Origin of the sequence: Streptomyces sp. NBC_01481 (assembly GCF_026339995.1) — a bacterium.
Lineage (GTDB): Bacteria > Actinomycetota > Actinomycetes > Streptomycetales > Streptomycetaceae > Streptomyces.
This window is the reverse complement of record NZ_JAPEPT010000005.1, coordinates 58,461-82,506: the sequence shown is the minus strand read 5'-3', so window position 1 is coordinate 82,506 and position 24,046 is coordinate 58,461. Positions and strand designations below refer to the sequence as shown.

Below are 24,046 nucleotides of genomic sequence, written 5' to 3'. Positions count from 1 at the left end.
GTACTGCGAAGGTCAGCCGGCCAGAATGGCGCGCGCCAGCTTGGCCGTCTCGGTCGGCGTCTTGCCGACCTTGACGCCCGCGGCCTCGAGGGCCTCCTGCTTCGCCGCGGCCGTGCCGGAGGAGCCGGAGACGATGGCGCCGGCGTGGCCCATGGTCTTGCCCTCGGGCGCGGTGAAGCCCGCGACGTAGCCGACGACCGGCTTGGAGACGTTCTTCGCGATGAAGTCCGCCGCACGCTCCTCGGCGTCGCCGCCGATCTCGCCGATCATCACGATCAGCTCGGTCTCCGGGTCAGCCTCGAACGCCGCCAGGGCGTCGATGTGCGTCGTACCGATGACCGGGTCGCCACCGATGCCGACGGCGGAGGAGAAGCCGATGTCACGGAGCTCGTACATCATCTGGTAGGTCAGCGTGCCGGACTTGGACACGAGACCGATGCGGCCGGGCTTGGTGATGTCGCCCGGGATGATGCCGGCGTTGGACTGGCCGGGGGTGATCAGGCCGGGGCAGTTCGGACCGATGATCCGGGTCTTGTTGCCCTTGCTGACCGCGTACGACCAGAACGCGGCGGAGTCGTGCACCGCGATGCCCTCGGTGATGACGACGGCCAGCGGGATCTCGGCGTCGATCGCCTCGACGACGGCGGCCTTGGCGAACGCCGGCGGCACGAAGAGGACGGAGACGTCGGCCCCGGTCTTCTCCATCGCCTCGGCTACGGAGCCGAAGACCGGCACCTCGGTGCCGTCGAAGTCGACGCTGGTGCCCGCCTTGCGGGGGTTCACGCCACCGACGATGTTGGTGCCGTCGGCCAGCATGAGCTTGGTGTGCTTCATGCCGGTGGAGCCGGTCATCCCCTGGACGATGACCTTGCTGTCCTTGGTGAGGAAGATAGCCATGGTGGTCTGAATTCCCTTACTTCGCGGCCGCGAGCTCGGCGGCCTTGTCGGCCGCGCCGTCCATGGTGTCCACGCGCTGCACGAGCGGGTGGTTGGCGTCGGACAGGATCTGGCGACCCAGCTCCGCGTTGTTGCCGTCGAGGCGCACGACCAGCGGCTTGGTGACTGCCTCGCCCTTGGTCTTGAGCAGCTCCAGAGCCTGGACGATGCCCTTGGCGACCTCGTCACAGGCGGTGATGCCGCCGAAGACGTTGACGAACACGGACCGGACGTCCGGGTCGCCGAGGATGATCTCGAGGCCGTTCGCCATGACCTCGGCAGAGGCGCCGCCGCCGATGTCGAGGAAGTTCGCGGGCTTCACGCCGCCGTGGTTCTCACCGGCGTACGCGACGACGTCGAGGGTCGACATGACCAGACCCGCGCCGTTGCCGATGATGCCGACCTCGCCGTCGAGCTTGACGTAGTTGAGGTTCTTGGCCTTGGCGGCAGCCTCGAGCGGGTTGGCTGCGTCCTTGTCCTCGAACGCAGCGTGTTCCGGCTGGCGGAAGTCGGCGTTCTCGTCGAGCGAGACCTTGCCGTCCAGAGCGATGACGCGGCCGTCGGCGACCTTGGCCAGCGGGTTGACCTCGACGAGGAGGGCGTCCTCTTCGATGAAGGTCTTCCACAGGGTCACGAGGATGTCGGCGACCTGGTCGGCGACATCGGCCGGGAACTTCGCGGCCGCGACGATCTCGCGGGCCTTCTCCAGGTCGACGCCTTCGTTGGCGTTGACCGGGATCTTCGCGAGGGCCTCGGGGTTCTCCTCCGCGACGACCTCGATCTCCACGCCGCCCTGGACGGAGGCCATGGCGAGGAACGTGCGGTTGGTGCGGTCGAGGAGGTACGAAACGTAGTACTCCTCGGCGATCTCCGGCGCCGTCTCCGCGAGCATGACCTTGTGGACCGTGTGGCCCTTGATGTCCATGCCGAGGATCTGACCGGCCTTCTCGACGGCGTCGTCCGGGTCGGAGGCCAGCTTCACGCCGCCGGCCTTGCCGCGGCCGCCGACCTTCACCTGCGCCTTGACGACCGACCGGCCGCCCAGACGCTCGGTCACCTCGCGCGCCGCCTCAGGCGTGTCGATGACTTCACCGGCCAGCACCGGTACACCGTGCTTGGCGAAGAGGTCCCTCGCCTGGTACTCGAACAGGTCCACGCGCGTCCGTCCCTTTTCTACTGATCGCGGTTCGTTGTCTGCGTGGGCGTGCCGCGAAGGGCAACGTGACTGCGCTGTCACAAGGGAGGCGTACACGGTGGCCGAGTACGCGGCATGTCCGTCTCGCAGGTTATCCCCGCCGGACCGGGGTCCCTAAATCGCAGATCACACCTGAGCGGTGATTACGGTCACAGATCGCACGGGTGGGCGCGCCGAACAGGGGCTACACCGAAGGAAACGGGCGGTCCCCACCCCAATGAGGACCGCCCGTGGAAAATCCGGCCCGCCAGCCGGACAGTGCTGCCGCCTCAGATGCCCTGGGTCAGGTGCGAGGCGTAACCCGGGGTGACCGTCGTGGCCAGACCCTGAGCGCCGGAGACGGCGTTGCCGGTGAGCTGCGTCGAGTCGGCCGTGCCGTAGACGTCCTGCGCGAACGGCCGGACCTCGGAGACCACACCGCCCGCGAACGGAGCGACGTCACCGACGACGCCCTGCGCGAGGGTGCCCACGCTGCCGCCGACGCCGTACGCGACGGGCTGGACCTGGCCGACGACGGTGTCGACGAGCGGCGTGACCGCGCCGACGACGCCGCCCGCGAAGGGCTGGACCTCCGAGACCACGCCACCGGCGAACGGCTGGACCTCGGAGACGACACCGCCCGCGAACGGCGTCACGTCACCGACCACGCCCTGGGCGAGCCCGCCGACGTCGCCGACCGCCTGACCGGCGACCGGGAGGACGCCGTCGACGGCCCGGGAGGCGATGGGCGGCAGGGTGTCCTGCGCGGCCGCGCCGACGATCGGGGTGGCGGCGGCGAGGGTGCTCTGCGCCGTGTACTGGGCCTGGGCCGGGGCCTGCTCGGCGAGCTGCGGCGCGAAGGCGGCCAGCGGACCGAAGAGGTAGTCGATCTCGGCCTGGACGTCGGCGACGTCGGGGGTGGCCGGGACCTCGTACGCGGGGACCTCGTACGTCGGCAGCTCGGCCTCGGCGTACTGACGGGCCTGCTCGGCGATGCCCTGGGCCGAACCCTGAGCGTCGGCGGCCGTGGCGGTGGCGCGCGCGTCGGAGGCGGCCCGGGCGGCGTCGATGCCCTGAACGCGGGACTGAACGCCGGACGGGATCTCCGAGCGGACCTCCGACGGGACGTCCGTGACGTCGTCGACGACGTCGGCCGCCGAGTCGGGCGTGGAGAGCGGCACGGAGACGGGCAGCTCGTCGGCGCTCGCCGCGGCGGTGCCGAGCGCCCACATACCGGTGGCCGTGGCGGCGACGGCTATGGAACGGCGAATGTTCTTGTGCATGCTGGTGTCAAATCCTTCGAATTGGTTCGGCTGTCCGGAACTATCCGGTTGGCGGGCAGACCTGTCCCGCCCCCGCGCGGCAGGTCTTGTGCGGGGGAAAGGACTGCCCTAGCCGGGGAATTCGAGGATGTCGCGGGTTCGTTCGCGGGTCGGCGCATCCGCCGCCGACCCGCCCGCGCCGGGTACGAGCGCGAACGGCCTGTCGTACGCACTCGTCGCCGCATGCTGGTCGCCCGTGCGCGGCGTGTGGGTCTCGGCGGACTGCTGCAGCGCGCCGGGGGTGGAGTCGCAGGGCCCGCCCGGGACTTGGGCGGGCGCGGAAACGGGCTTCGCGGAGCGCGCTTCGACCCGAGGACGGTCAGGGCCGATGTCGTAACTGCCGAGCTGTCCCGTGGTGGTGACGGTCGCCGCCTCGGACGACCCGCCCGCCTCGACGGCCGCGGACCGGGCGAGAAGAAGCTGCGGCGTACCCACCTTGCCCGCGTCGCTGCCCGGAGGTGTCAGCGGTACGGGAGGGGGCTCCGGCAGCGACTGGGCGGGCAGCCCGCCTAGCGGCTCGGTGAGCTGATGCACCACGGGCCGTACGACATGCCGCACCGTGTCCACGACCGGCTGCGCGACTTCACGCACCGGCTCGACGGACCGCACCACACGCCGCAGTTCCCGTACCGGGGTCTGCTGCACCGATGTTGCGACGTTCGCCTCGGCGTCGGCCGCCATCGCCGACGCCCCGGTGGCCGTCATCGGCTGCGGCAGTTCGGCCGCGTGCGCCTGACCGCCGTGGAGAAGACCGATCGTCAGCAGGCCCCCGAGGAACAGCATTACGCGCAGCGCACGCCGCCCGCCCGCCGCCCGGCGCAGTACGCGCAGGACAGCAGCAGGACGAGCAGCTGCGGCAGTCACGGTGAGGGAGCCTTCCCTGTCGGCGGAAGCGGACCTTCCGCGGGGATCGGGACGATGCTCGCACGAGACTCCCGGGGGCACGCAAGTCCCCTGTTACTGATGGGTCACTTGTCCGGTATGGGAAGCGGCCGCTTCTCGATCGCCGCCGCCATCACCTCCGGGAACAGATCCGGCGTACACGCGAATGCCGGTGCGCCCAGCGCAGCGAGGGCCGCCGCGTGCTCGCGGTCGTACGCGGGCGTCCCCTCGTCGGAGAGCGCCAGCAGCGCGACGAACTGCACGCCCGACGCCTTCATCGCCGCGACCCGCTTCAGCATCTCGTCCCGTATGCCGCCCTCGTAGAGGTCGCTGATCAGTACGACGACGGTGTCGGCGGGGCGCGTTATCTGCGACTGGCAGTACGCGAGCGCCCGGTTGATGTCAGTGCCTCCGCCGAGCTGGGTGCCGAACAGGACGTCGACCGGATCGTCGAGCTGGTCGGTGAGATCGACGACCGCGGTGTCGAAGACGACAAGGCGGGTGGCAATGGAGCGCATGGAGGCCAGGACCGCGCCGAACACCGAGGCGTAGACGACGGAGGCCGCCATCGAACCCGACTGGTCGATGCAGAGGACGACGTCCTTCTTCACGGACTGCGACGCCCGTCCGTATCCGATGAGCCGCTCGGGCACGACCGTGTTGAACTCAGGAAGGTAGTTCTTGAGGTTGGCCCGGATGGTGCGGTCCCAGTCGATGTCCCGGTGGCGCGGGCGGTTGATCCTCGCCGAGCGGTCGAGCGCCCCGGTGAGCGTGGAGCGGGTGCGGGTGGCCAGCCGCTTCTCCAGATCGTCGACGACCTTGCGCACGACGGCCCGGGCCGTCTCCTTGGTCGTCTCGGGCATCGCCTTGTTGAGCGAGAGCAGGGTGCCGACGAGATGGACGTCCGCCTCCACGGCCTCCAGCATCTCCGGCTCGAGCAGCAGCGCGGACAGACCGAGCCGGTCGATCGCGTCGCGCTGCATGACCTGGACGACGGAGCTCGGGAAGTACGTACGGATGTCGCCGAGCCAGCGGGCGACCGAGGGCGCGGAAGCCCCCAGGCCTGCCGATCGGTTGCCGGCACGGCCGTCGTTCCTGGCGCCCTCGTTGCCGTAGAGGGCGGTCAGCGCGCCGTCCATCGCCGCGTCCGTACCGGCGAGGGCGCAGCCGGTGCCGTCCGCGGACTCGCCGCCGAGCACCAGCCGCCAGCGGCGCAGCCGCTCGTCGTCGTGGCTCATCGGCGCACCCCCACAAGGTCGTTGTCCACACGGTCGTTGTCGTCGGCGTCCTGGGTGCCGAGCAGCAGTCGCAGGAGCGGCAGCACCGCGTCGGCCCGCTCTTCGTCGAGGCCCGGGCCGAAGCCGGGGCTCGTGGACTCGGCGCGCGTCTCACCGGGGGCCGCCGATGGCCCGCGCCTGACCAGCTCGCCCAGGGTGCGGCGCACGCCTGATTCGTACGCGGAGAACGTGCGGCGGAGCAGCGGCAGGACGTCGGTGAACGCGTCCGCCGGAACTCCCGTCAGCCAGGCGTCGACGAGCCCGAGCAGGCGCTCGTCGTGAACCAGGAGCATCCCTCCTCCCGAGGCACCGCCGACGAAGCCCTCGATCCAGGCGGCCGCTTCGGTGGGCGCTGTGCCGGGCGAGAGCGCGAGGCCCATGAGCCGCGCGGCCTCGGCCTCCTCGAGCCGGCCGTCGTCCAGCAGCAGACGGGCGGCCCGGCCCCGTATGACCCCCGGTACGGTGTCCCGCCCAACGAGCCGGTGCAGGACAGAACCCCAGCGCCCGCTCAACTCCTGTGCTGCGGGCAGCAGTCCGATCGCGGTGTGCACCCCGTCCAGGTGCCCGCGCATCTCGGCCGCGCCGTCCGCGTCGAGCCCGGTGCACGCGGGCGGCAGGCCGACGCAGATGCGCTCGGCGAGCCCGGCCGCGACCTCGCCGAGTGCTGCCGTGTCGGTTGACCGCACGTCTCCGTACCGCAGGGAGCGGGCCAGGGCGGGGAGCGCCTGCGCCAGATGGCCGACATCGGCGTCGAGCGCGGCACGGTCGGCGAGCTCCGTCATCACGACGGGGAGTGCGCCCGGCAGTTCGGCCAGCAGGCACTGCTCGGCGAGCTCGGTGACCTCGGCGAGGGCGGTCGCCGCCACCGCCTGGTTCTCCGCCTTCGCGGTGGCCGCGGAGAGCACGGTGGTCCCCCACACCCCGGCCTCCGCGACCTTGACGAAGAGCTCGGGCTCCCAGCGCAGCCGCCAGCTCTCCCGGAAGGTGCCGGTGCTCCCCCGGCCCGTTGCGGGCTCGCCCCAGCCGACGCCGAGCAGCTTCAGCCGGTGCAGCAGGCGGCTCTTCGCCGCGTCGGTCTCCTTGCGCAGATCGAGCTCCAGCTCGCGCTCCAGTGCCTCCGGTTTGAGCCGGAGGCTGCGCTGGAGGCGGCTCAGGTCGCGCTGCAGCGGCACGGCCGGTGCGGCGTCCGGCACCTCGCCGAGGACGTCCCCGACGATCAGCCGGTCCCTGATGAGGTCGATCGGAACGTCGGAGCCGTCGCACATCACCGCCCGTACGGCATCGGTCGTCTCGGTGAGACCGGCCAGCGGCCGGCCGCGCATCGCGGCAAGGGTGTCGGCGAGGCGGACGGCCTCGATGACATGGGCCGGGGAGACCATCCGGTCCTCGTCCCTCAACAGCCGGGCGACCTTGGTCATCCAGCGCTCCACGGGCCGGTCGGGGGCGCCGAAGAGGTGCCCGTACCAGCCGGGTGAGTCGATCCCCGCGCCGTAGCCGCTGTGCCGGGCGAGCCTGCGGTGTGTCCAGGGCACCCAGGTCATCTCGGTCCTGACCTTGGGCAGCCCCTTGAGGAGCGCCTTGTCGGCGGCGAGGGTGGTCTTTCCGGCGAGCGCGGGCACATGCCAGGCACCGCAGACAACGGCGACGTCGTCCCCGAACTCCTTGCGTGCGGCCCGCAGTTGGATCCGCATATGGGCCTCGCGGGCGAGGTCGCGGTCGTGCCCGCCGTGGCCGTACATCTCGCGCAGCGCGGTCATGGCTTCGCCGAGCGCGGCGAACGGCGCGCGGGGGTCGTCCTCAGCCCGGCCCTTTGGCCCGGCCCTGGACCCGGACCCGCGGTGCTCGACGACGTCCTCCCACCACCGCTCGGGGTCGTCGTATCCGGCGGTCTCGGCGAGGACGGCGATGGGATCGATCCGCACACCCGCATCGGGCACGGCATCCCACTCGGGATCGGCAGACTTGGCGTCGGGCGCAACGACGAACGTCTCCCCGCCCGGAACCGCATCCCATTCGGGGTCGACGGCCACCGCGTCCGGGAGGAGCTTTTGATCCGCGTCCCGGTCCGGATCCGCGTCCGAGGAGTTCTCCTTTTCCTCCTCCGCCGCCAGTGCCAGCGAATGCGCGGCCGGCAGGTCGATGAACCGCACCGGCACCTCTCGCTCCAGCGCCCAGCGGATCGCCACCCACTCCGGCGAAAACGCGGCCAGCGGCCAGAACGCCGCCCGTCCCGGGTCGTCCACGGCATGGGCGAGCAGCGCGACCGGCGGGCGCATCTGCTCGTCCGCGGCCAGCGCCAGCAGCGCGTCGCCCTCGGGCGGTCCCTCGATCAGCACGGCCGGGGGCGAGGCCGCGTCCAGCGCGGCCCGCACCGCCCGTGCCGAACCTGGACCGTGGTGACGTACGCCGAGGAGCAGGGGGCCGGTCATGCGCTCACCTCACGGCAGGCGCGGTAGAAGTCCTTCCAGCCGTCCCGTTCACGCACCACCGTCTCCAGATACTCCTGCCAGATGACGCGGTCCGCCGCCGGGTCGCGGACGACGGCGCCGAGGATCCCCGCCGCCACATCGCCCGGCCGCAGCACGCCGTCGCCGAAGTGCGCGGCGAGCGCGAGGCCGCCCGTGACGACGGAGATCGCCTCGGCCGTGGAGAGCGTGCCCGAGGGCGACTTGAGCTTGGTGCGGCCGTCCGCCGAGACGCCGTCCCGCAGCTCCCGGAAGACGGTGACCACCCGGCGGATCTCCTCAAGACCCTCGGGCACGGCCGGCAGATCGAGGGAGCGCCCGATCTGGTCGACGCGCCGCGACACGATGTCGACCTCGGCCTCGGACGTCGCGGGCAGCGGCAGCACAACGGTGTTGAAGCGGCGGCGCAGCGCGCTGGACAGGTCGTTGACCCCGCGGTCGCGGTCATTGGCGGTGGCGATGAGGTTGAACCCACGCACGGCCTGCACCTCCTGCCCCAACTCCGGGATCGGCAGGGTCTTCTCGGACAGGATCGTGATCAACGTGTCCTGCACGTCGGCGGGGATACGGGTGAGCTCCTCGACCCGCGCGGTCATGCCCTCCGCCATGGCGCGCATGACGGGGCTGGGCACGAGCGCGTCGCGGCTGGGGCCGTGGGCGAGCAACTGGGCGTAGTTCCAGCCGTAGCGGATCGCCTCTTCGGGTGTGCCCGCCGTGCCCTGCACGAGCAGCGTCGAGTCGCCGCTGACGGCGGCGGCCAGATGCTCGGAGACCCAGGTCTTCGCGGTGCCGGGCACGCCGAGGAGCAGCAGCGCCCGGTCGGTGGCGAGTGTGGTGACGGCGACCTCGACGATCCGGCGCGGACCCACGTACTTGGGCGTGATCACCGTCCCGTCGGGAAGCGCGCCGCCGAGCAGATAGGTGGACACGGCCCACGGCGACAGCCGCCAATTGACCGGGCGCGGCCGGTCGTCGGCCGCCGCGAGCGCCTTGAGCTCCTCGGCGAAAGCGTCCTCGGCATGCGCCCGCAGAGCCTCGGCGCCGGTGGCTGCCCCGGTTTCGGACACGGTCATGGATCCCCCTCCAGATCGGTTCCAGATCGTTCGACCCGATGTGGATTCCACGGTGCACCATGCCACTGACAATCGACCTCGCCCGATAAGAATCCGCAGGTCAGAGCCATTGTCAGTGGTGACCCGTAGCGTCGTCACCATGCTGCGATCTAACGGGGGAGAACCCCCGAACCCCCCGGAGCTGGGGGTGCGCTGGACGTCGGAACAGGTGCTGGCACTGGCTCCTGACGACGCGTCACGCAGAGCGGGAAACAAACTCGGTGCGGCCGGGCCGTGGTCCGGTGCGGGCAGCAGCGGCTCGGGGGCCGTGTGGGGTCTGTGCAAGGGCAGCGGCAGCAAGCCGTACCAGACCGTCGTCGACACCACCGGCCCGGCTTACAAGTGCAGTTGTCCCAGCCGGAAGTTCCCGTGCAAGCACGCGCTGGGGCTGCTGCTGCTCTGGGCGGCGGACGAGGACGCCGTCCAGAGCACGAGTACGCCGGACTGGGCCGAGGAGTGGCTGGAGGGGCGCAAAAAGCGCGCCACGGACAAGGAACAGAGCGGAGCGAACGCGGAGCAGGCGGCGAAGACCGCCGATCCCGAGGCGGCCAGGCGCAGGGCCGAGCGCCGGGCGGAGCGGATCACCGCGGGAGCGACCGAGTTGGAGCAGCGGCTGTCCGACCTGCTGCGCGGCGGCCTGGCCGCGGCCGAGCAGGCCGGGTACGGGCTGTGGGAGGAGACAGCGGCACGCATGGTCGACGCGCAGGCCCCCGGACTGGCGGGCCGGGTACGTGAGTTGGGGGCCATACCGGGCTCGGGTCCCGGCTGGCCGGTGCGGCTGCTGGAGGAGTGCGCGCTGATCCATCTGCTGGACGCAGCCTGGCTGGGGATCGAGCGGCTGCCGCAGCCGCTGGCCGCGACGGTCCGCACCCGGGTCGGGCTCACCTCGCCCGCCGAGGGCCCGGCGGTGCGGGACGACTGGCTGATCCTCGCTCAGTACGACTCCTCGGACGGCAAGATCACCACCCGGCGTATCTGGCTGTACGGACGCGAGTCCGGGCGCATGGCACTGCTGCTCTCCTTCGGCGCGGCGGGACGCTCCCCGCAGCAGGCCCTGCCGGTGGGGCTGATGATCGACGCCGAGCTCACTCCGTACGCGGGTGCGGGACAGCTGCGGGCGGACCTGGGCGAGCAGTTCGGCGCGCCCGTTCCGATCACCTCGCCACCGCGGGGCGGCCCGACCGCTGCGGCCCTTGAGGCGTACGGGCAGGCACTGCGGAACGACCCCTGGCTGGACTCCTGGCCGGTGACGCTGAGCCGCGTCATACCCGTTCCGTCGGACGGCGGGTGGCAACTGGCCGACGCCGACGGCAAAACGGCGCTACCCGTCGCGCCCGCGGCGCTCGCCCGCTCCGGGCTGCTGAAGCTCGTGGCCGTCTCCGGCGGCGGCCCGGTCACCGTCTTCGGCGAGTGCGGCCACCAGGGCTTCTCACCCCTCGCCGCCTGGTCCGAGGACGGGTCCGAGACGGTCCCGCTGATCTGAAACGTACGGAGGACCCCATGACTGGCATCACCAGCACATCGGCCTGGGAAGAACTCGTCACCGCGGCCCTGCTCGGCACCGACCGCCGCACGCCGCCGGACGCGGTCCTGACCCCGGGCAAGGACGCCCCGGCCGCACTGCTGGACGCCGCGGCGCTCCATACCGTACGGCGCAGGGCGGGACTGCTGCCCGCACCCGCGGCCGACCGTCCCGAGCCCGCGCCGCACGACGCACGGCCGCGGCTGCCCGTGGCCGCGCGGCGCCGGCTCGCCCAGCTGCTGGCCGACCGGTCCGCCCCCTCCCACGCGGGCGGGCGGCGCGGTACGGCACCCGATCTGACCGAGCTGCTCCCGCAGTGGCTCGCCGCGGCCAACGAGCACGGCTACCAGGCGCCGCCGTCCCTGCTTCCCGCGCTGCTCGACGCGGCCCGGGCGCGGACCGACCTGCGACCGCATGTCCTCACCTTCGCCGGATCGCGCGGGCTGTGGCTGGCCCGCCTCAACCCCGAGTGGAAGTTCGCCTTGCGCGGCGCGTCCGGGAGCGCCGTGCTGCCGGATGTGACCGACGCCGAGGCGGTCCAACGGCTGTGGGACGAAGGGCTGTTCGCGGAGCGCGTCGCCCTGCTGGCCGCGGTGCGGGTGCACGACGCGGGGGCCGCGCTGGCGCTGCTGACCGCGACGTGGGGCACAGAGCGTGCCGAGGACCGGCTGATGTTCCTCGACTCCCTGCGTACGGGGCTGTCCGGCGAGGACGAGCCGTTCCTGGAGCGGGCACTGTCCGACCGCAGCCGCAATGTCCGCGCCACCGCGGCCGAGCTCCTGTCCGCGCTGCCGCACTCCGCGCTCGCCGTACGGATGGCGGCCCGGGCGGCGTCCTGCGTCGGCCTGGACCGCAGCGGGGACGGGGCCGGCGGGGGCGCGGCGACGATCGCGGTCGAGGCACCGCACGAATGCGATGCGGACATGCAACGCGACGGGATGGTGCCCAACCCGCCGACGGGCCGGGGCGAAAGGTCATGGTGGCTGGGCCAGTTGGTCGAGGCCGCCCCCCTGTCCACCTGGCCGGCGCGGCTCGGCGGGCGCACGGCCGAGGAGATCGTCGCCCTGCCCGTCGCCGAGGACTGGGGGCAGGAACTGCACGCGGCGTGGTGCCGGGCGGCGGTGCGGCAGCGCGACGCGGAGTGGTCCCGCGCCCTCCTGGGCGCCCCGGCCGCCCCGCCGGAGACCGGTCCGGGCACCTCGTCCCTCGCCGAGCGGGCGAAGCTGCTCGCGACGCTTCCGGCAGGCGAGCGGGCGGCCTGGGTGGCGGAGTTCATCGCGGCGCACGGCCTGTCGGAGGCCTTCCAGCTCCTCGGCGTCTGCGCGGTGCCATGGGCGGAGCCGCTGGGCCGCTCGGTGGTCGACGCGCTGGACATCGCGCGGGACGCGGGGAGCTACCCGTGGAGCTTCAGCGGCGTGATGGGCCTCGCGGAACGCTGCCTGGACCCGTCGGAGGCAAGCCGCCTGGACCTGCTGACGGCGACCCCGGACGAGACGGAGGGGGCGTCGCCGGGGGCGGGGGGCTACTGGTCGGAGGCGTTCCAGCGACTCGTGTCGACACTGAGATTGCGCGCGACGATGAGGACGGAGCTTGCGGGTACACCGCTCTGACCCGGGGCTCCGCCCCGGCCCCTTTCGCGGGGGCTCCGCCCCCGGACCCCCGCGCCTCAAACTCCCCCAGACTTCGTCCGGGGGGACCCCCACGGGGCTGGATTGCCCGGGAGGCCTCAAATTCTGGGCGGACAGGCGGAAATTCCAGCCCGTCCGGCGTTTGAGGACATGCGGCCGAAGGTCGCATACGGGGAGGTTGGGGGTCCCCCCGGACGGAGTCTGGGGGAGGGCGGGTAGGGGAACAGCCCCGCCGCAGGCGACCCGCACCGCCCCGCCCGCAAACCGCTACGCGCCCGCCGGCTCCCGCACATTCGCGTTGACCCACTCGACGATCGACGCCGTCGTCGCCCCCGGCGTGAAGATCGCCGCGACGCCCAGTTCCTTCAGCGGAGCGATATCCGCCTCGGGAATGATGCCGCCGCCGAAGACCTTGATGTCCTCCGCCTCGCGCTCCTTCAGCAGCGCGATCACCTTCGCGAAGAGCGTGTTGTGCGCGCCGGACAGGATGGACAGGCCGATCGCGTCCGCGTCCTCCTGGATCGCCGTGTCGACGATCTGCTCCGGGGTCTGGTGGAGGCCGGTGTAGATGACCTCCATACCCGCGTCGCGCAGCGCCCGCGCGATCACCTTGGCACCCCGGTCGTGGCCGTCGAGACCCGGCTTGGCCACCACCACACGGATCGGACCGGTCACACCCATCACTGCCTCCACATACCGACTGCGCCGCATTGGGCACGGGGTCCCGCGCCGACTCAGGCCCGGGGAAGTGAACGAACGTTATCTCCAGCATCCCGCACCCGGCCGTTTCGCGGTCGACAGGGAGGGGGAAATCACACGTGGGACAAGTTCGCTATGCGTCGTACCCGCATCAGGCGGAACACAAGCCGCACCACCGCCGCGGGAACGATCGCTACGGGAGCCGCAACAGGGTCGTTCCCCGTGCCGTCAGCCGCGCGGCACGGCGGACGACGCCGTCCGGCCCCTGGCCCGGTTCGGGCCAGGGGCCGCACAGTACCTGCGACAGCTCCCATGAGGGCACACGGGGGACGGAGCCGTCCTCAGGCGTGCCGTACGGGAGGTCGGCCATGAGGGTGCTCCCCTTCTTTCCGCTGTGTCTGCGCCCCGTCCGACACCTGCGAATATCCGCCGCGATGCTGCGCGCCACCGCCCTCGAGCTGGCGATCCTCGCCGGGCATCTGCTGCTCTACCCCACCGGCCTGACCCCTGAGCGCCCCGCGCCCACCCCGGCACCGGATCCGGAGCCCCACCCCTCCGACGCCGCACTGCTCCCGACCGGCGGCCCGGTCCACCCGCCCGTCGTGCTCCTCCACGGCTTCGTGGACAACCGCTCCGTCTTCGTCCTGTTGCGCCGCGCCCTCGCCCGGCACGGCCGACAGCACGTCGAGTGCCTCAATTACTCACCTCTGACCTGCGACATCCGCACGGCCGCCGAGCTGCTGGGCCGCCATATCGAGCAGATCTGCGCACGTACCGGCCGGTGCGAGGTCGACATCGTCGGGCACAGCCTGGGCGGCCTGATCGCCCGCTATTACGTGCAGTGCCTCGGCGGCGACCTGCGCGTACGCACCCTGGTCACGCTCGGAACGCCGCATTCGGGCACCGCCGTCGCCCCGCTCGCCAGTGCGCACCCCATCGTGCGCCAGATGCGTCCCGGCTCGGCCGTGATCGAGGAGCTGACCAGGCCCGCTCCCGGGTGCCGCACCCGGTTTGTGAGTTTCTGGAGCGATCTCGACCAGATCATGGTCCCGGTCGAGACGGCCTGCATCGATCACCCCGACCTCATCGCGCAGAACGTACGTGTCAGCGGAATCGGACATCTCGCCCTGCCGGTCCACCCCGCCGTCGCGGCCGCGATCCGGGAGGCCCTCGAGTCGAGCGACTCGGCGGCAGCCGCCTCGGGAGCCGTCTCCGTCGCGTGAATCGGCGTAGCGCTGGGCAACGATTGGTCGAACGTATTTCGAACGTAGGATCAAAGCTGTGCCCGCAGTCCGCCGAAAGACGGCCGAATGCCCGTTTCCTGATTGCCTAAAACCTGCCGAAGATTGTCGCCGTCGCGTACCGCCGGGTACAGTCGCGCCACTGCTTTCCCCTCTGGGTCCTCCGCTCCCCGTGGCCCCAGAACCCAGGTCCTGCTGCCGAGGCGAGAGAGAAGTTGGTGAACGACCAGCACGCCCACGCCGGGTACGTCGGATACGACGGGTATTCGACCACTGGCAGCTTCGACGCCGACCCGCTCTTCGGTGCGCTCCCCGGGAGTTACGACGCGGGCTACAGCGGCCAGTACGACAGCACCCAGTGGGACACCGGGTCGCAGCAGACCGCCGGTTACGACGTCTACGGCGCGCAGCAGGCACAACAGCCCCAGTACACCGATCAATTCCCGCAGTACGACACTTCCGCGGTCCAGTACGACACGACCGGGCAGTGGGACGCCAACGCGTGGAACCAGACCGCGCAGACGGGTCAGTACGAAACGGCCGCGGCGACGTTCGCGTACGACACCACCGGGCAGTGGGCGACGCCCGCCTTCGACACCGGGACCTACGACGCCACCGCGTGGAACGCGGGTGCGCAGCCCGTCGTACCGCAGCAGTTCACGCCGGAGCACGAGTACCTACAGCCGGAGTCCCACGGCGAGGCGACCTACGACGGCCTCACCACCGAGTTCCAGCAGGACTTCCAGCCGGACTTCCAGCAGGAGTTCACGACCGAGTTCGCGGCGGCCGACTACGAAACGGCTCACTTCGCGGCCGAGCCCGAGCCCGAGGCCTATTTCGACGCCGAGGCCCAGTTCGACGAGGCTCACTTCGACGCGGAGGCCCATGCCGAGACCGGCTCCGAGGCCGACGACGAATCGGACGCCGACCACGAGCACGACCCCGAGTCCGAGTTCTCATCCGACTTCGCGCCGGAACCCGAACCCGCCTCCGCCGCCGTCACCCCCCGCCCCGTCCGCCGCTCCGGCGGCTCCCGCGGCCGTCGCCGTACCCCCGCCAAGCGCTCCGCCCTCCTCACCGTCGCCGTACCCTCGGCCTGCGTGATGGGCGTCGCGGGCATCGCCGCCGCCTCCGTCGGCAATCTCGGTACCGACACCAAGGACGACTCCAAGAGCCTCGCGGCCGCCGATCCGTCTTCCGTGAAGCCCGTCGCGGCGAACAACAAGATGGACACGCAGCTCGCCGCTCTCAGCGCCGACGCCCGCGACTTCGGCGACCGCGCCTCCCGCACCCAGGAACGCCTCGATCTCAAGGCGCGCCAGGAAGCGGAGAAGAAGAAACGCGAGGAGGAGGCCAGGCGCCGCGAAGCCCTGCGCCCCAAGTTCGTGCTGCCGGTGAAGCAGCAGGGTCTGAGCGCGTACTACGGACAGGCCGGCGTCAACTGGATGTCCGTGCACACCGGCATCGACTTCCCGGTGTCGTACGGCACCGAGGTGAGGGCCGCGACCGACGGCACCGTCCGTACGCAGTGGAACAGCGCCTACGGCAATATGGCCATCGTGACCGCGGCCGACGGCACGGAGACCTGGTACTGCCACCTCAGCAGCACCAAGATCCGCTCCGGTTCGGTCAAGGCCGGTGACGTCATCGCGTACTCCGGCAATTCCGGCAACTCCACCGGACCGCACCTCCACTTCGAGGTCCGGCCCGGCGGCGGCTCGGCCATAGACCCGCTGCCGTGGCTTCGCAGCCACGGCCTCGACCCCACCTAGAGCCTGTCGTTCGGATCAGGCCCTAGGGCATAAAGCACGCTCTAGGCCACAGGCCTCACAACTTCTCGACCGGCGCGTACCGCAGCAGCAGCCGCTTCGGCTTGGTGTCCCCGAAGTCGACCGTCGCCTGCGCGTCCGAGCCCGACCCCGTCACCTCCACCACGGTCCCCAGACCGAACTGGTCGTGCGTGACCCGGTCACCGACCGACAGCGAGATCACCGGCTTGTCGCTCGCACGTCGCGTGGCGAAGCCCGACGCACCGCCGCCCGAGCGGGAGCGCGAGGACGAGAGCGACGAAGTGATGCCGGAGGTCGGCCCCGCGGGCGCGGCCATCGGGCCGGTCCGCTTCCACTCCAGGTGCTGCCCCGGGATCTCCTCCAGGAAGCGCGAGGGCGGGTTGTACGAGGGCTGACCCCAGGCGCTGCGCATCGACGACCTTGTCAGATACAGACGCTCGCGGGCGCGCGTGATGCCGACGTAGGCGAGCCGCCGCTCCTCCTCCAGTTCCTTCGCCTGGCCGAGGGCGCGCATGTGCGGGAAGACGCCGTCCTCCATGCCCGTCAGGAACACCACGGGGAACTCAAGGCCCTTGGCGGTGTGCAGCGTCATCAGCGTGATGACGCCGGAGCCGTCCTCGTCCTCGTCGGGGATCTGGTCGGAGTCGGCGACGAGCGCGACCTTCTCGAGGAATTCGGCGAGCGTGCCCGCACCCTCTTCCTCTGCGCGGTCCTGCTCGAACTCCAGGGCCACGGCGGCCAGTTCCTGGAGGTTCTCGATACGCGTCTCGTCCTGCGGGTCGGTCGAGGCCTGCAGCTCGGCGAGATAGCCGGTGCGCTCCAGGACGGCCTCCAGCACCACGGCCGGGCCGGCGCCCGAGTCGACGACCGTACGAAGTTCCTCCATCAGCACGTTGAAGCGCTTGACCGCATTCGCGGAGCGGGACGCCATGCCGTACGCCTCGTCGACGCGGCGCAGCGCCTGCGGGAAGGTGATCTTCTCGCGCAGCGCGAGTGCGTCGATCATCGCCTCGGCGCGCTCGCCGATGCCGCGCTTGGGGACGTTCAGGATCCGGCGCAGCGGGACATTGTCCTCCGGATTGGCGAGGACCCGCAGATACGCGAGCACATCCCGGACCTCCTTGCGCTCGTAGAAGCGCACTCCGCCGACGACCTTGTACGGCAGTCCGACGCGGATGAAGATCTCTTCGAAGACACGGGACTGGGCGTTCGTACGGTAGAAGACGGCGACGTCGCCCGCCTTCGCGTCGCCCGCGTCCGTCAGCCGGTCGATCTCGTCGGCGACGAACTGCGCCTCGTCGTGCTCGGTGTCGGCGACATAGCCGGTGATCTGCGCGCCCGCGCCCGCGTTCGTCCACAGGTTCTTCGGGCGGCGGCTTTCGTTCCGCTCGATGACCGCGTTGGCGGCGGAGAGGATCGTCTGCGTCGAGCGGTAGTTCTGCTCCAGCAGGATCGTCTTCGCGTCCGGGTAGTCCTCCTCGAACTGGAGGATGTTGCGGATGGTCGCGCCGCGGAAGGCGTAGATCGACTGGTCGGCGTCGCCGACGACACAGAGCTCGGCCGGCGGCAGGTCCTCGTACCCCGTCCCCACCAGCTCGCGTACGAGTGTGTACTGAGCGTGGTTGGTGTCCTGGTACTCGTCCACCAGGACATGGCGGAAACGTCGCCGGTAGTGCTCGGCGACGTCCGGGAACGCCTGGAGCAGATGCACCGTCGTCATGATGATGTCGTCGAAGTCCAGGGCGTTGGCCTCGCGCAGCCTGCCCTGGTACATGCGGTACGCCTCGGCGAGCGTCTTCTCGAAGCCGTCGGCAGCCTGGTCGGCGAAGGTCTCCTCGTCGATCAGCTCGTTCTTCAGGTTCGAGATCTTGGCGCTGAAGGCCTTCGGCGGGAACTTCTTGGGGTCGAGATCGAGGTCCCGGCAGACCAGCGCCATCAGCCGCTTCGAGTCCGCCGCGTCGTAGATCGAGAACGACGACGTGAAGCCGAGCCTCTTGGACTCCCGGCGCAGGATGCGGACGCACGCACTGTGGAAGGTGGACACCCACATGGCGTTGGCGCGCGGCCCGACGAGCTGCTCGACGCGCTCCTTCATCTCGCCGGCGGCCTTGTTGGTGAAGGTGATCGCCAGTATCTGGCCGGGGTGGACGCTGCGGGTCCCCAGCAGATACGCGATCCGGTGGGTCAGCACCCGGGTCTTGCCGGATCCGGCCCCGGCGACGATGAGCAGCGGCGAGCCGGTGTGCACGACGGCGGCGCGCTGCTGTTCGTTCAGCCCTTCGAGGAGGGCGGCGGGGTCCACGACGGTGCGCGGGGCGCCGTCGCGGTGGTACGGATCCCGGGCCGGGGGCACGTCGAACGCACCCTGGAAGAGATCGTCGGGCATCTCCTCCGGGGCCGGGTCCTCGGGCGGCGGCGGAGGGTGCTCCGAGCTGGGCTGGAGGTCCGCCAGGAAGCTGTCGTCAAAGAGGCTGCTCATCGCTCTACGAGTCTAGGCCGCCGCACTGACAGCTTGCCGCCGCATCCGGCCACCACCCTGCGTGACCTTCGCAACTCTGCGTGATCCGGCCATGTCGCCGGGTCACCTTCCGGAACGTACGGGTCCGTCGAACGGCAAGGTCACGAAAATGTATCGGGCATATCGAACATCAACCTTCACAGCGGCCACACGAGTTGGCTACGGTGCTCGACCAGGCGGCCCGTATCCCCCTGGCGATCCGCGCCACATCGGGCAGCCTGCGCCGAATTCGGGCTTTCCGCAAGGAAGTTCGGAACCGGGGACCCACTATGCACAACCGGGGTGAATCGGACCGCACCCATCCGGTCCGTAGGGCGATCTTCCGTTCCGCCCGAACCCGACAGCTAACCCGGTAGGCGGTCCACGGAAGAAGGAGATGCCGGCCTTGGCGTCGCATCGCAAGGAACGCAGCCGTACCACGACCTCACCCGCCGTCGGGCTCACGACGGCAGCCATCGCCGGCGTCACGCTGCTGTCGACGCAAAGCGCCAACGCCGCGCCGACCGAGCCGAAGCCCTCCATCGAGGAGGTGCAGAAGAAGGTCGACGACCTGTACCGGCAGGCCGGCACCGCGACCGAGAAGTACAACAAGGCCAAGGAATCCACCGACACGAAGCGGGCCGAGGTCGACGAGCTGCTCGACGATGCCGCCACGCGTACCGAGAAGCTGAACGAGTCGCGCAGAGTCCTGGGCAACTACGCGGCCACGCAGTACCGCACGGGAGCCGTCACTCCTACCGCCGCGCTGCTCTTCGCGGACAGCCCGCAGGCGTACTTCGACCAGACGCAGCTGATGGACCGGATGACCGACCGTCAGCGCACGGTGATCGACGACTACGAGACCCAGCGGGCCGCGGACGCCAAGCAGCGCGCCGCGGCGACCGAGAAGCTCGAGTCGCTCACGCTCTCGCAGAAGGCCCTGCGCAGCAGCAAGCAGGAGGTCCAGGCGAAGCTCGCCGAGGCACGGGCGCTGCTGTCGAAGCTGACCGCCGAGGAGAAGGCGCGGCTCGCCGCGCTCGAGCGCCAGAAGCAGGAGGAGGCCCGCCTCAAGGCCGAGGCACAGGCCAAGGCGGAGGCGGAGGCCCGCGCCAAGGAGGCAGCGGCGGCGGAGGCGCGGCAGCAGCAGGAGGCGGCGCAGAGCCAGGACACCGGCACCGGGACGGGCACGGACACCGGCACCAGCACTGGCACCGGTACAAGCACCGGAACCACCGACAGCACCTACGCGGCCAAGGCCGACAAGGTCCTCGCCTTCGCCCGCGCACAGATCGGCAAGCCGTACGTCTGGGGAGCGAGCGGCCCGAGTTCGTACGACTGCTCGGGGCTGACCCAGGCCGCCTGGAAGGCGGCCGGCGTGGACCTGCCGCGCACCACCTGGGACCAGGTGAACGTGGGCACGCGGGTCGCGACGAAGGATTTGCTCCCGGGTGACCTGGTCTTCTTCTACGACGACATCAGCCACGTCGGCATCTACATCGGCGACGGCATGATGATCCACGCACCGAAGCCCGGTACGAACGTCCGCGAGGAGTCGATCTACTACATGCCGATCTACGGCAGCGTGCGCCCCGCCTGACGCGGCAGAAGCCGAACGCCCGGGCCTCCGAAGCGCGCCCGGGCGTTCTTCGACTCACTGGGGCATCCCGCGCATCAGGTCCAGAGCGTCGCGATGAAGATGTTCGCGATCGTCAGCCCGCCCACCGCGCCGAACAGCGCCTTGTCGACCTTCTCCTCGTCCCGCTTGACGTAGACGAGGCCCAGGACGACCACCAGCACGGCCAGCTTGATCCCGATCTTCAGGCTGTTCACCGGCTGGTCGTCCGCCTGGTTCAGGCCCACCAGCACCACGCCGGTGACCAGCATCGTCAGCGCGCCGTGCAGCATCGCAGGGCTGAAGCGGGCCGTCCCCGCGCCCATGGCCTTCATCTGGGTGAGGAAGCCGCCGAGCAGCGACGCGATACCGATGATGTGCAGGGCGACGAAGACATTGATGAGTACGTCCATGAGGCGGAGCCTAACGATCCCCATACCACCGCCCTTTGGGCAGGTGTGCCTCATTCGCCGCATCGGTCACAGCGGTAGCGGGGTCGGGCCGGTGCCATCAGGTCCGCTCCCAGAAACCGGTCCAGGGTGTCCAGCTTCGGGCAAAACCGGTCCTTGCGCCCCTGCCCCGTGACCCCCAGGTTTAGCGTCCTTCCTCAGGTGACCGACTCCCCACCGCCGCCGAGCTCCCGGGCGGCCGTCGGCCACCACCGCCGAGAGATCCGGCGGCGGACCGCTCCCCCTGTGCGGACCGCCGTCGGACTCGGGCTCGTACCGCAGGCACGACAGAAGGACGTGGACGCCCTCGTGGCAGCGCACCGGAAACCGAAGCAGCATCCGCTCACCGGGCCCGCGGCCCGGACCGCCGCCACCCTCGCGCTCGCCGGCGCCGCAACGACCACCGCATTCGGCGGCACCGCACTTGCCGAGCCCGCCCTCACCCCCGCACAGGTCAAGGCCAAGGTCGACAAGCTCTACGAGGAGGCCGAGGCCGCCACCGAGAAGTACAACGGGGCCAAGGAGGAGACCGCAGGCGCCCGCAGATCGCTGGACGAGCTGCGCGACGAGGCCGCCCGCAGGACCGAGGTCCTCAACACCTCACGCAACGCGCTCGGTTCGATCGCCGCCGCCCAGTACCGCGCAGGCAGCATCGACCCGGCGCTGCAGCTCGCGCTGACCTCCGACCCGGACGAGTATCTGGAGCGGGCCGCGCTCGCCGAGCGGGTCGGCACCCGTCAGGCCGACGCCATCGCCGGAGTGCACCAACAGCTCGTGGACATCGCCCGGTTGCGGGCCGAGGCGGGCGAGCGGATGGGCGCGCTCACGGCCCGGCAGACCGAACTGGCCAGGCACAAGGCAACCGTCCAGAAGAAGCTCTCGGCCGCCGAACGCCTGCTGGACCAGCTCACTGCCACGCAGCGCGCCTCCTACGACAACTCGCAGGGGACGTCCAACGGGGGCTACGGGGACGCCGCGACCGACACCCGCGCCGACCGCTCCGCGGCCCCCCGCGGCTCCCTCCAGGCCCCCAACCCCCGTGCCGCGCAGGCCGTCGCCTTCGCCTACGGGGCGCTCGGCAAACCGTACGTCTGGGGCGCGACCGGGCCCGACTCCTTCGACTGTTCCGGGCTCACCCAGGCCGCCTGGCGCTCCGCGGGAGTCTCGCTGCCCCGCACCACGTACACCCAGATCAACGCGGGCCGGCGTGTATCCAGCTCCGAACTCGCCCCCGGTGACCTGGTGTTCTTCTATTCCGGCATCAGCCATGTCGGCCTCTACATCGGCGGCGGCCAGATGATCCACGCACCCCGCCCCGGCGCCCCGGTCCGGGTCGCGCCGATCGACGAAATGCCTTTCGCCGGAGCCACCCGGCCCGCATAGGATCCCCGGCGTCCCGAGATCCCGAACGCGGCAGGAGCCCGACGTGGACGTCGACGTCCAGAACTACGTACGCACCCTCGCGCTCCGCTCGCCCGATCATGTGCGAGTCGGCCCCTTCACGGTGCGCTACGACCCCAACTGGGCCATCCCGCAAGCGAATTACGCCATACCGGACCACGGCGCGGAGCCGACCACCGAAGAGATCGGCGCTCTGATCGCAGTCTTCCGCGAGCGCGACCGGATGCCGCGTCTTGAGTTCCTGCCGTCCTGCGCGCCCGAAGTCGAACCCGCGCTGCTCGCCGCGGGCTTCGCGGTCGTCAACCGCGCCCCGCTGCTGGCCTGCGCGCCCGGCTCCCTCGTCCCGCCCGCGCCGGTGGCCGGGACAGCGATCAGCGAGCCCCGCGACCCGGCCGGATTCACCGCCGCGGCCGCGGTGCAGCATCTCGCGTACGGCGACACGGGCGAGCCGACCGAGGGCGAGATCGCCTGGCTCCGCGGGGCTCACGAGGGCGGCGGGGTCGCGGCCGTCGCCACGGACGAGACGGACGGGACCACAGTCGCCGCGGGCGGCTGCTCCATTCCGGTCGACGGGATGAGCGAGCTGTGCGGTCTCGCTGTCGCCGCGTCACACCGCCGCCGCGGCATCGGCGCCGCCCTCTCCGCGTATCTGACCGCCACCGCATTCGACCGCGGCTGCAAGGTCGTCTGGCTGGAGCCGGGAGACGCGGACGTCGAGCGGATCTACGCGGGGATCGGCTACCGACGGGTCGGCGACAAGACCGACATGGCGCTGGACGTGTCGCCCCGGTAGGCCATGGCCGCAGCGGGCTACTCCAGCGGTCCGGCGGCGCTGTCGGTCAGCTCCGCCTCCTGCTTCCGGTCCTCGCCCCGGCCCTTGGCCTGTCCCACGGTCCCTCCCTGGTCCTTTCCGTGGGGCTGGGTCATGCCCTGCAGATGCATCTGCCGCGTGAGCCACTCGAACGCGTACGGCAGTTCCCTGCTCCACACCTTGGTGAGGTGACCGCCGGTCGTCCTGCGCACCTCTACCTTCGTGGGCGCCTTGGCCGCACGCAGGAGTGCGAGACCGGGCTGGTACCCGTCCGCGCCCTCGCCCGTCGCCAGCAGCGAGACGCGCGGCGGCTTCGTGGCCGACTTCAGGATGTTCAGTACGTCGTGCTCGCGGCGCAGGTCCGGGTCCGAGCCGGTGATCGAGTCCTTCTCCGCTGCCGGGTCGTTGTAGCCCGAGAGGCTGATGGCCGCGCGGTAGCGGTCGGGGTGTGCGAAGGCAAGTTTGGCCGCGCCGTGCCCGCCCGCGGAGTAGCCCGCGACGGCCCAGCTGTCGGGGCTGAGGGAGACCCGGAAGTTGTCGGCCATCATCTTGCGTACGTCGACGGTCAGCCAGCTGTCCGCGTTGACCGTGCCCGGGATGTTCGCGTATCCGGCGTCGGAGGCACCGAGCAGCATCGTGCGGGGCGAGACGAGTATGAAGGGCGCGACCTTGCCCGACTCGATCAGCGGCTGGATCCTGGACTGCGCCTTCATGGCCTTGAACCAGCTCTTGGAGGAGCCGGGGAATCCGGCGAGCAGTTCGACGACCGGGAACTTCTTGTTGCGGTAGGCGGGGTCGTCGTACTGCGGCGGCAGCCAGACGTAGACCTCGCCCTCCACACCCGAGATCCCGCCCTTGAGATGGGTGCGGCGCAGTCCCTTGCCGAGCTGGGGGTCGTCGACCTTGTCGAACTTCTGACGCAGCTTCGGCAGCGAGGATATCTGCCTGCCGCCGGTGCCGCTGGGGCCGAGATCGACCGCCGTGTTCACATGGTTCGACGTACCGAGCAGGTCGTCCCAGCTGTCGTAGAGGCCATTGGAGTTGTTGACCGCCACGAACACCACCAGGACCGCCGTCGCCTGCGCGAAGAGCACCATCAGCAGCCGGCCGGCGCCCCGCACCACTGCGGGTCCGCGCAGCCGGCTCCAGAACAGGAGCGGCAGGAGTACGGCGATCACGACCAGGACGATCGTGATCACGAAGAAGGTGTTCCCCGTCAAATTCATCA

Annotated in this window: 19 protein-coding genes and 1 riboswitch; of the genes, 7 read left to right on the top strand and 12 right to left on the bottom strand. The window is 70.9% G+C overall.

The window, feature by feature from the left end:
* Positions 1-12 precede the first annotated feature (12 nt).
* The 7 genes from sucD to OOK40_RS26385 form a co-directional block, all read right to left on the bottom strand.
* A complete protein-coding gene (sucD, locus tag OOK40_RS26415) occupies positions 13-897 on the bottom strand; it encodes a succinate--CoA ligase subunit alpha (protein WP_266486715.1) in 885 nt (294 codons plus the stop codon).
* Between the two features lie 16 nt (positions 898-913).
* On the bottom strand, positions 914-2,092 hold the full coding sequence (sucC, locus tag OOK40_RS26410) for an ADP-forming succinate--CoA ligase subunit beta (protein WP_266486713.1): 1,179 nt from the start codon (positions 2,090-2,092) through the stop codon (positions 914-916).
* Positions 2,093-2,400: 308 nt separating this feature from the next.
* Positions 2,401-3,393, bottom strand: a complete 993-nt coding sequence (locus OOK40_RS26405) for a hypothetical protein (RefSeq protein WP_266486712.1) — start codon at positions 3,391-3,393, stop codon at positions 2,401-2,403.
* Between the two features lie 108 nt (positions 3,394-3,501).
* On the bottom strand, positions 3,502-4,296 hold the full coding sequence (locus tag OOK40_RS26400) for a hypothetical protein (protein ID WP_266486711.1): 795 nt from the start codon (positions 4,294-4,296) through the stop codon (positions 3,502-3,504).
* 104 nt (positions 4,297-4,400) lie between these two features.
* A complete protein-coding gene (locus OOK40_RS26395; protein ID WP_266486709.1) occupies positions 4,401-5,552 on the bottom strand; it encodes a VWA domain-containing protein in 1,152 nt (383 codons plus the stop codon).
* Complete coding sequence (locus OOK40_RS26390) at positions 5,549-8,020, bottom strand: DUF5682 family protein (protein WP_266486707.1); 2,472 nt, start codon at positions 8,018-8,020, stop codon at positions 5,549-5,551. Before OOK40_RS26390 ends, OOK40_RS26395 begins: the two co-directional genes overlap by 4 nt.
* Positions 8,017-9,129: an AAA family ATPase gene (locus OOK40_RS26385; protein ID WP_266486705.1), complete on the bottom strand. Its 1,113-nt coding sequence runs from the start codon at positions 9,127-9,129 to the stop codon at positions 8,017-8,019. The genes OOK40_RS26390 and OOK40_RS26385 overlap by 4 nt, the downstream gene beginning before the upstream one ends.
* Before the next feature lie 139 nt (positions 9,130-9,268).
* On the opposite strand from OOK40_RS26385, the gene OOK40_RS26380 reads away from it, so the two are divergent.
* Together OOK40_RS26380 and OOK40_RS26375 are read left to right on the top strand one after the other, a co-directional pair.
* On the top strand, positions 9,269-10,651 hold the full coding sequence (locus tag OOK40_RS26380) for an SWIM zinc finger family protein (RefSeq protein WP_266486703.1): 1,383 nt from the start codon (positions 9,269-9,271) through the stop codon (positions 10,649-10,651).
* 17 nt (positions 10,652-10,668) lie between these two features.
* Complete coding sequence (locus OOK40_RS26375) at positions 10,669-12,300, top strand: DUF5691 domain-containing protein (protein WP_266486701.1); 1,632 nt, start codon at positions 10,669-10,671, stop codon at positions 12,298-12,300.
* 285 nt (positions 12,301-12,585) lie between these two features.
* On the opposite strand, the gene OOK40_RS26370 is transcribed toward OOK40_RS26375, so the two are convergent.
* Positions 12,586-12,999: a cobalamin B12-binding domain-containing protein gene (locus OOK40_RS26370; protein ID WP_266486700.1), complete on the bottom strand. Its 414-nt coding sequence runs from the start codon at positions 12,997-12,999 to the stop codon at positions 12,586-12,588.
* 211 nt (positions 13,000-13,210) lie between these two features.
* Entirely contained in the window at positions 13,211-13,387 is a 177-nt protein-coding gene (locus OOK40_RS26365) for a hypothetical protein (protein ID WP_266486699.1), read from the bottom strand.
* Between OOK40_RS26365 and OOK40_RS26360 the strand changes: the two genes are divergently transcribed.
* Both OOK40_RS26360 and OOK40_RS26355 read left to right on the top strand, forming a co-directional pair.
* Positions 13,386-14,240: a triacylglycerol lipase gene (locus OOK40_RS26360; RefSeq protein WP_266486698.1), complete on the top strand. Its 855-nt coding sequence runs from the start codon at positions 13,386-13,388 to the stop codon at positions 14,238-14,240. The genes OOK40_RS26365 and OOK40_RS26360 overlap by 2 nt on opposite strands.
* Positions 14,241-14,476: 236 nt before the next feature.
* Positions 14,477-16,030: a M23 family metallopeptidase gene (locus OOK40_RS26355; protein ID WP_266486697.1), complete on the top strand. Its 1,554-nt coding sequence runs from the start codon at positions 14,477-14,479 to the stop codon at positions 16,028-16,030.
* A 55-nt stretch (positions 16,031-16,085) separates the two neighbouring features.
* On the opposite strand, the gene pcrA is transcribed toward OOK40_RS26355, so the two are convergent.
* Positions 16,086-18,527 carry a DNA helicase PcrA gene (gene pcrA / locus OOK40_RS26350; protein ID WP_266486696.1) on the bottom strand — a complete coding sequence of 814 codons (2,442 nt, stop codon included), beginning with the start codon at positions 18,525-18,527 and terminating at the stop codon, positions 16,086-16,088.
* Between the two features lie 250 nt (positions 18,528-18,777).
* Positions 18,778-18,940: riboswitch (cyclic di-AMP (ydaO/yuaA leader) on the top strand.
* Between the two features lie 2 nt (positions 18,941-18,942).
* Here pcrA and OOK40_RS26345 point away from each other — a divergent pair.
* Entirely contained in the window at positions 18,943-20,142 is a 1,200-nt protein-coding gene (locus tag OOK40_RS26345) for a C40 family peptidase (protein WP_266486695.1), read from the top strand.
* Positions 20,143-20,216: 74 nt separating this feature from the next.
* On the opposite strand, the gene OOK40_RS26340 is transcribed toward OOK40_RS26345, so the two are convergent.
* On the bottom strand, positions 20,217-20,570 hold the full coding sequence (locus tag OOK40_RS26340; protein WP_266486693.1) for a hypothetical protein: 354 nt from the start codon (positions 20,568-20,570) through the stop codon (positions 20,217-20,219).
* Between the two features lie 345 nt (positions 20,571-20,915).
* On the opposite strand from OOK40_RS26340, the gene OOK40_RS26335 reads away from it, so the two are divergent.
* Together OOK40_RS26335 and OOK40_RS26330 are read left to right on the top strand one after the other, a co-directional pair.
* Positions 20,916-21,989, top strand: coding sequence for a C40 family peptidase (locus OOK40_RS26335; RefSeq protein ID WP_266487644.1), 1,074 nt, complete (start codon positions 20,916-20,918; stop codon positions 21,987-21,989).
* Positions 21,990-22,032: 43 nt separating this feature from the next.
* Entirely contained in the window at positions 22,033-22,800 is a 768-nt protein-coding gene (locus OOK40_RS26330) for a GNAT family N-acetyltransferase (protein ID WP_266486692.1), read from the top strand.
* Positions 22,801-22,817: 17 nt separating this feature from the next.
* Here OOK40_RS26330 and OOK40_RS26325 read toward each other — a convergent pair whose 3' ends face one another.
* Positions 22,818-24,044, bottom strand: a complete 1,227-nt coding sequence (locus OOK40_RS26325; RefSeq protein ID WP_266486691.1) for an esterase family protein — start codon at positions 24,042-24,044, stop codon at positions 22,818-22,820.
* Between the last annotated feature and the right edge of the window lie 2 nt (positions 24,045-24,046).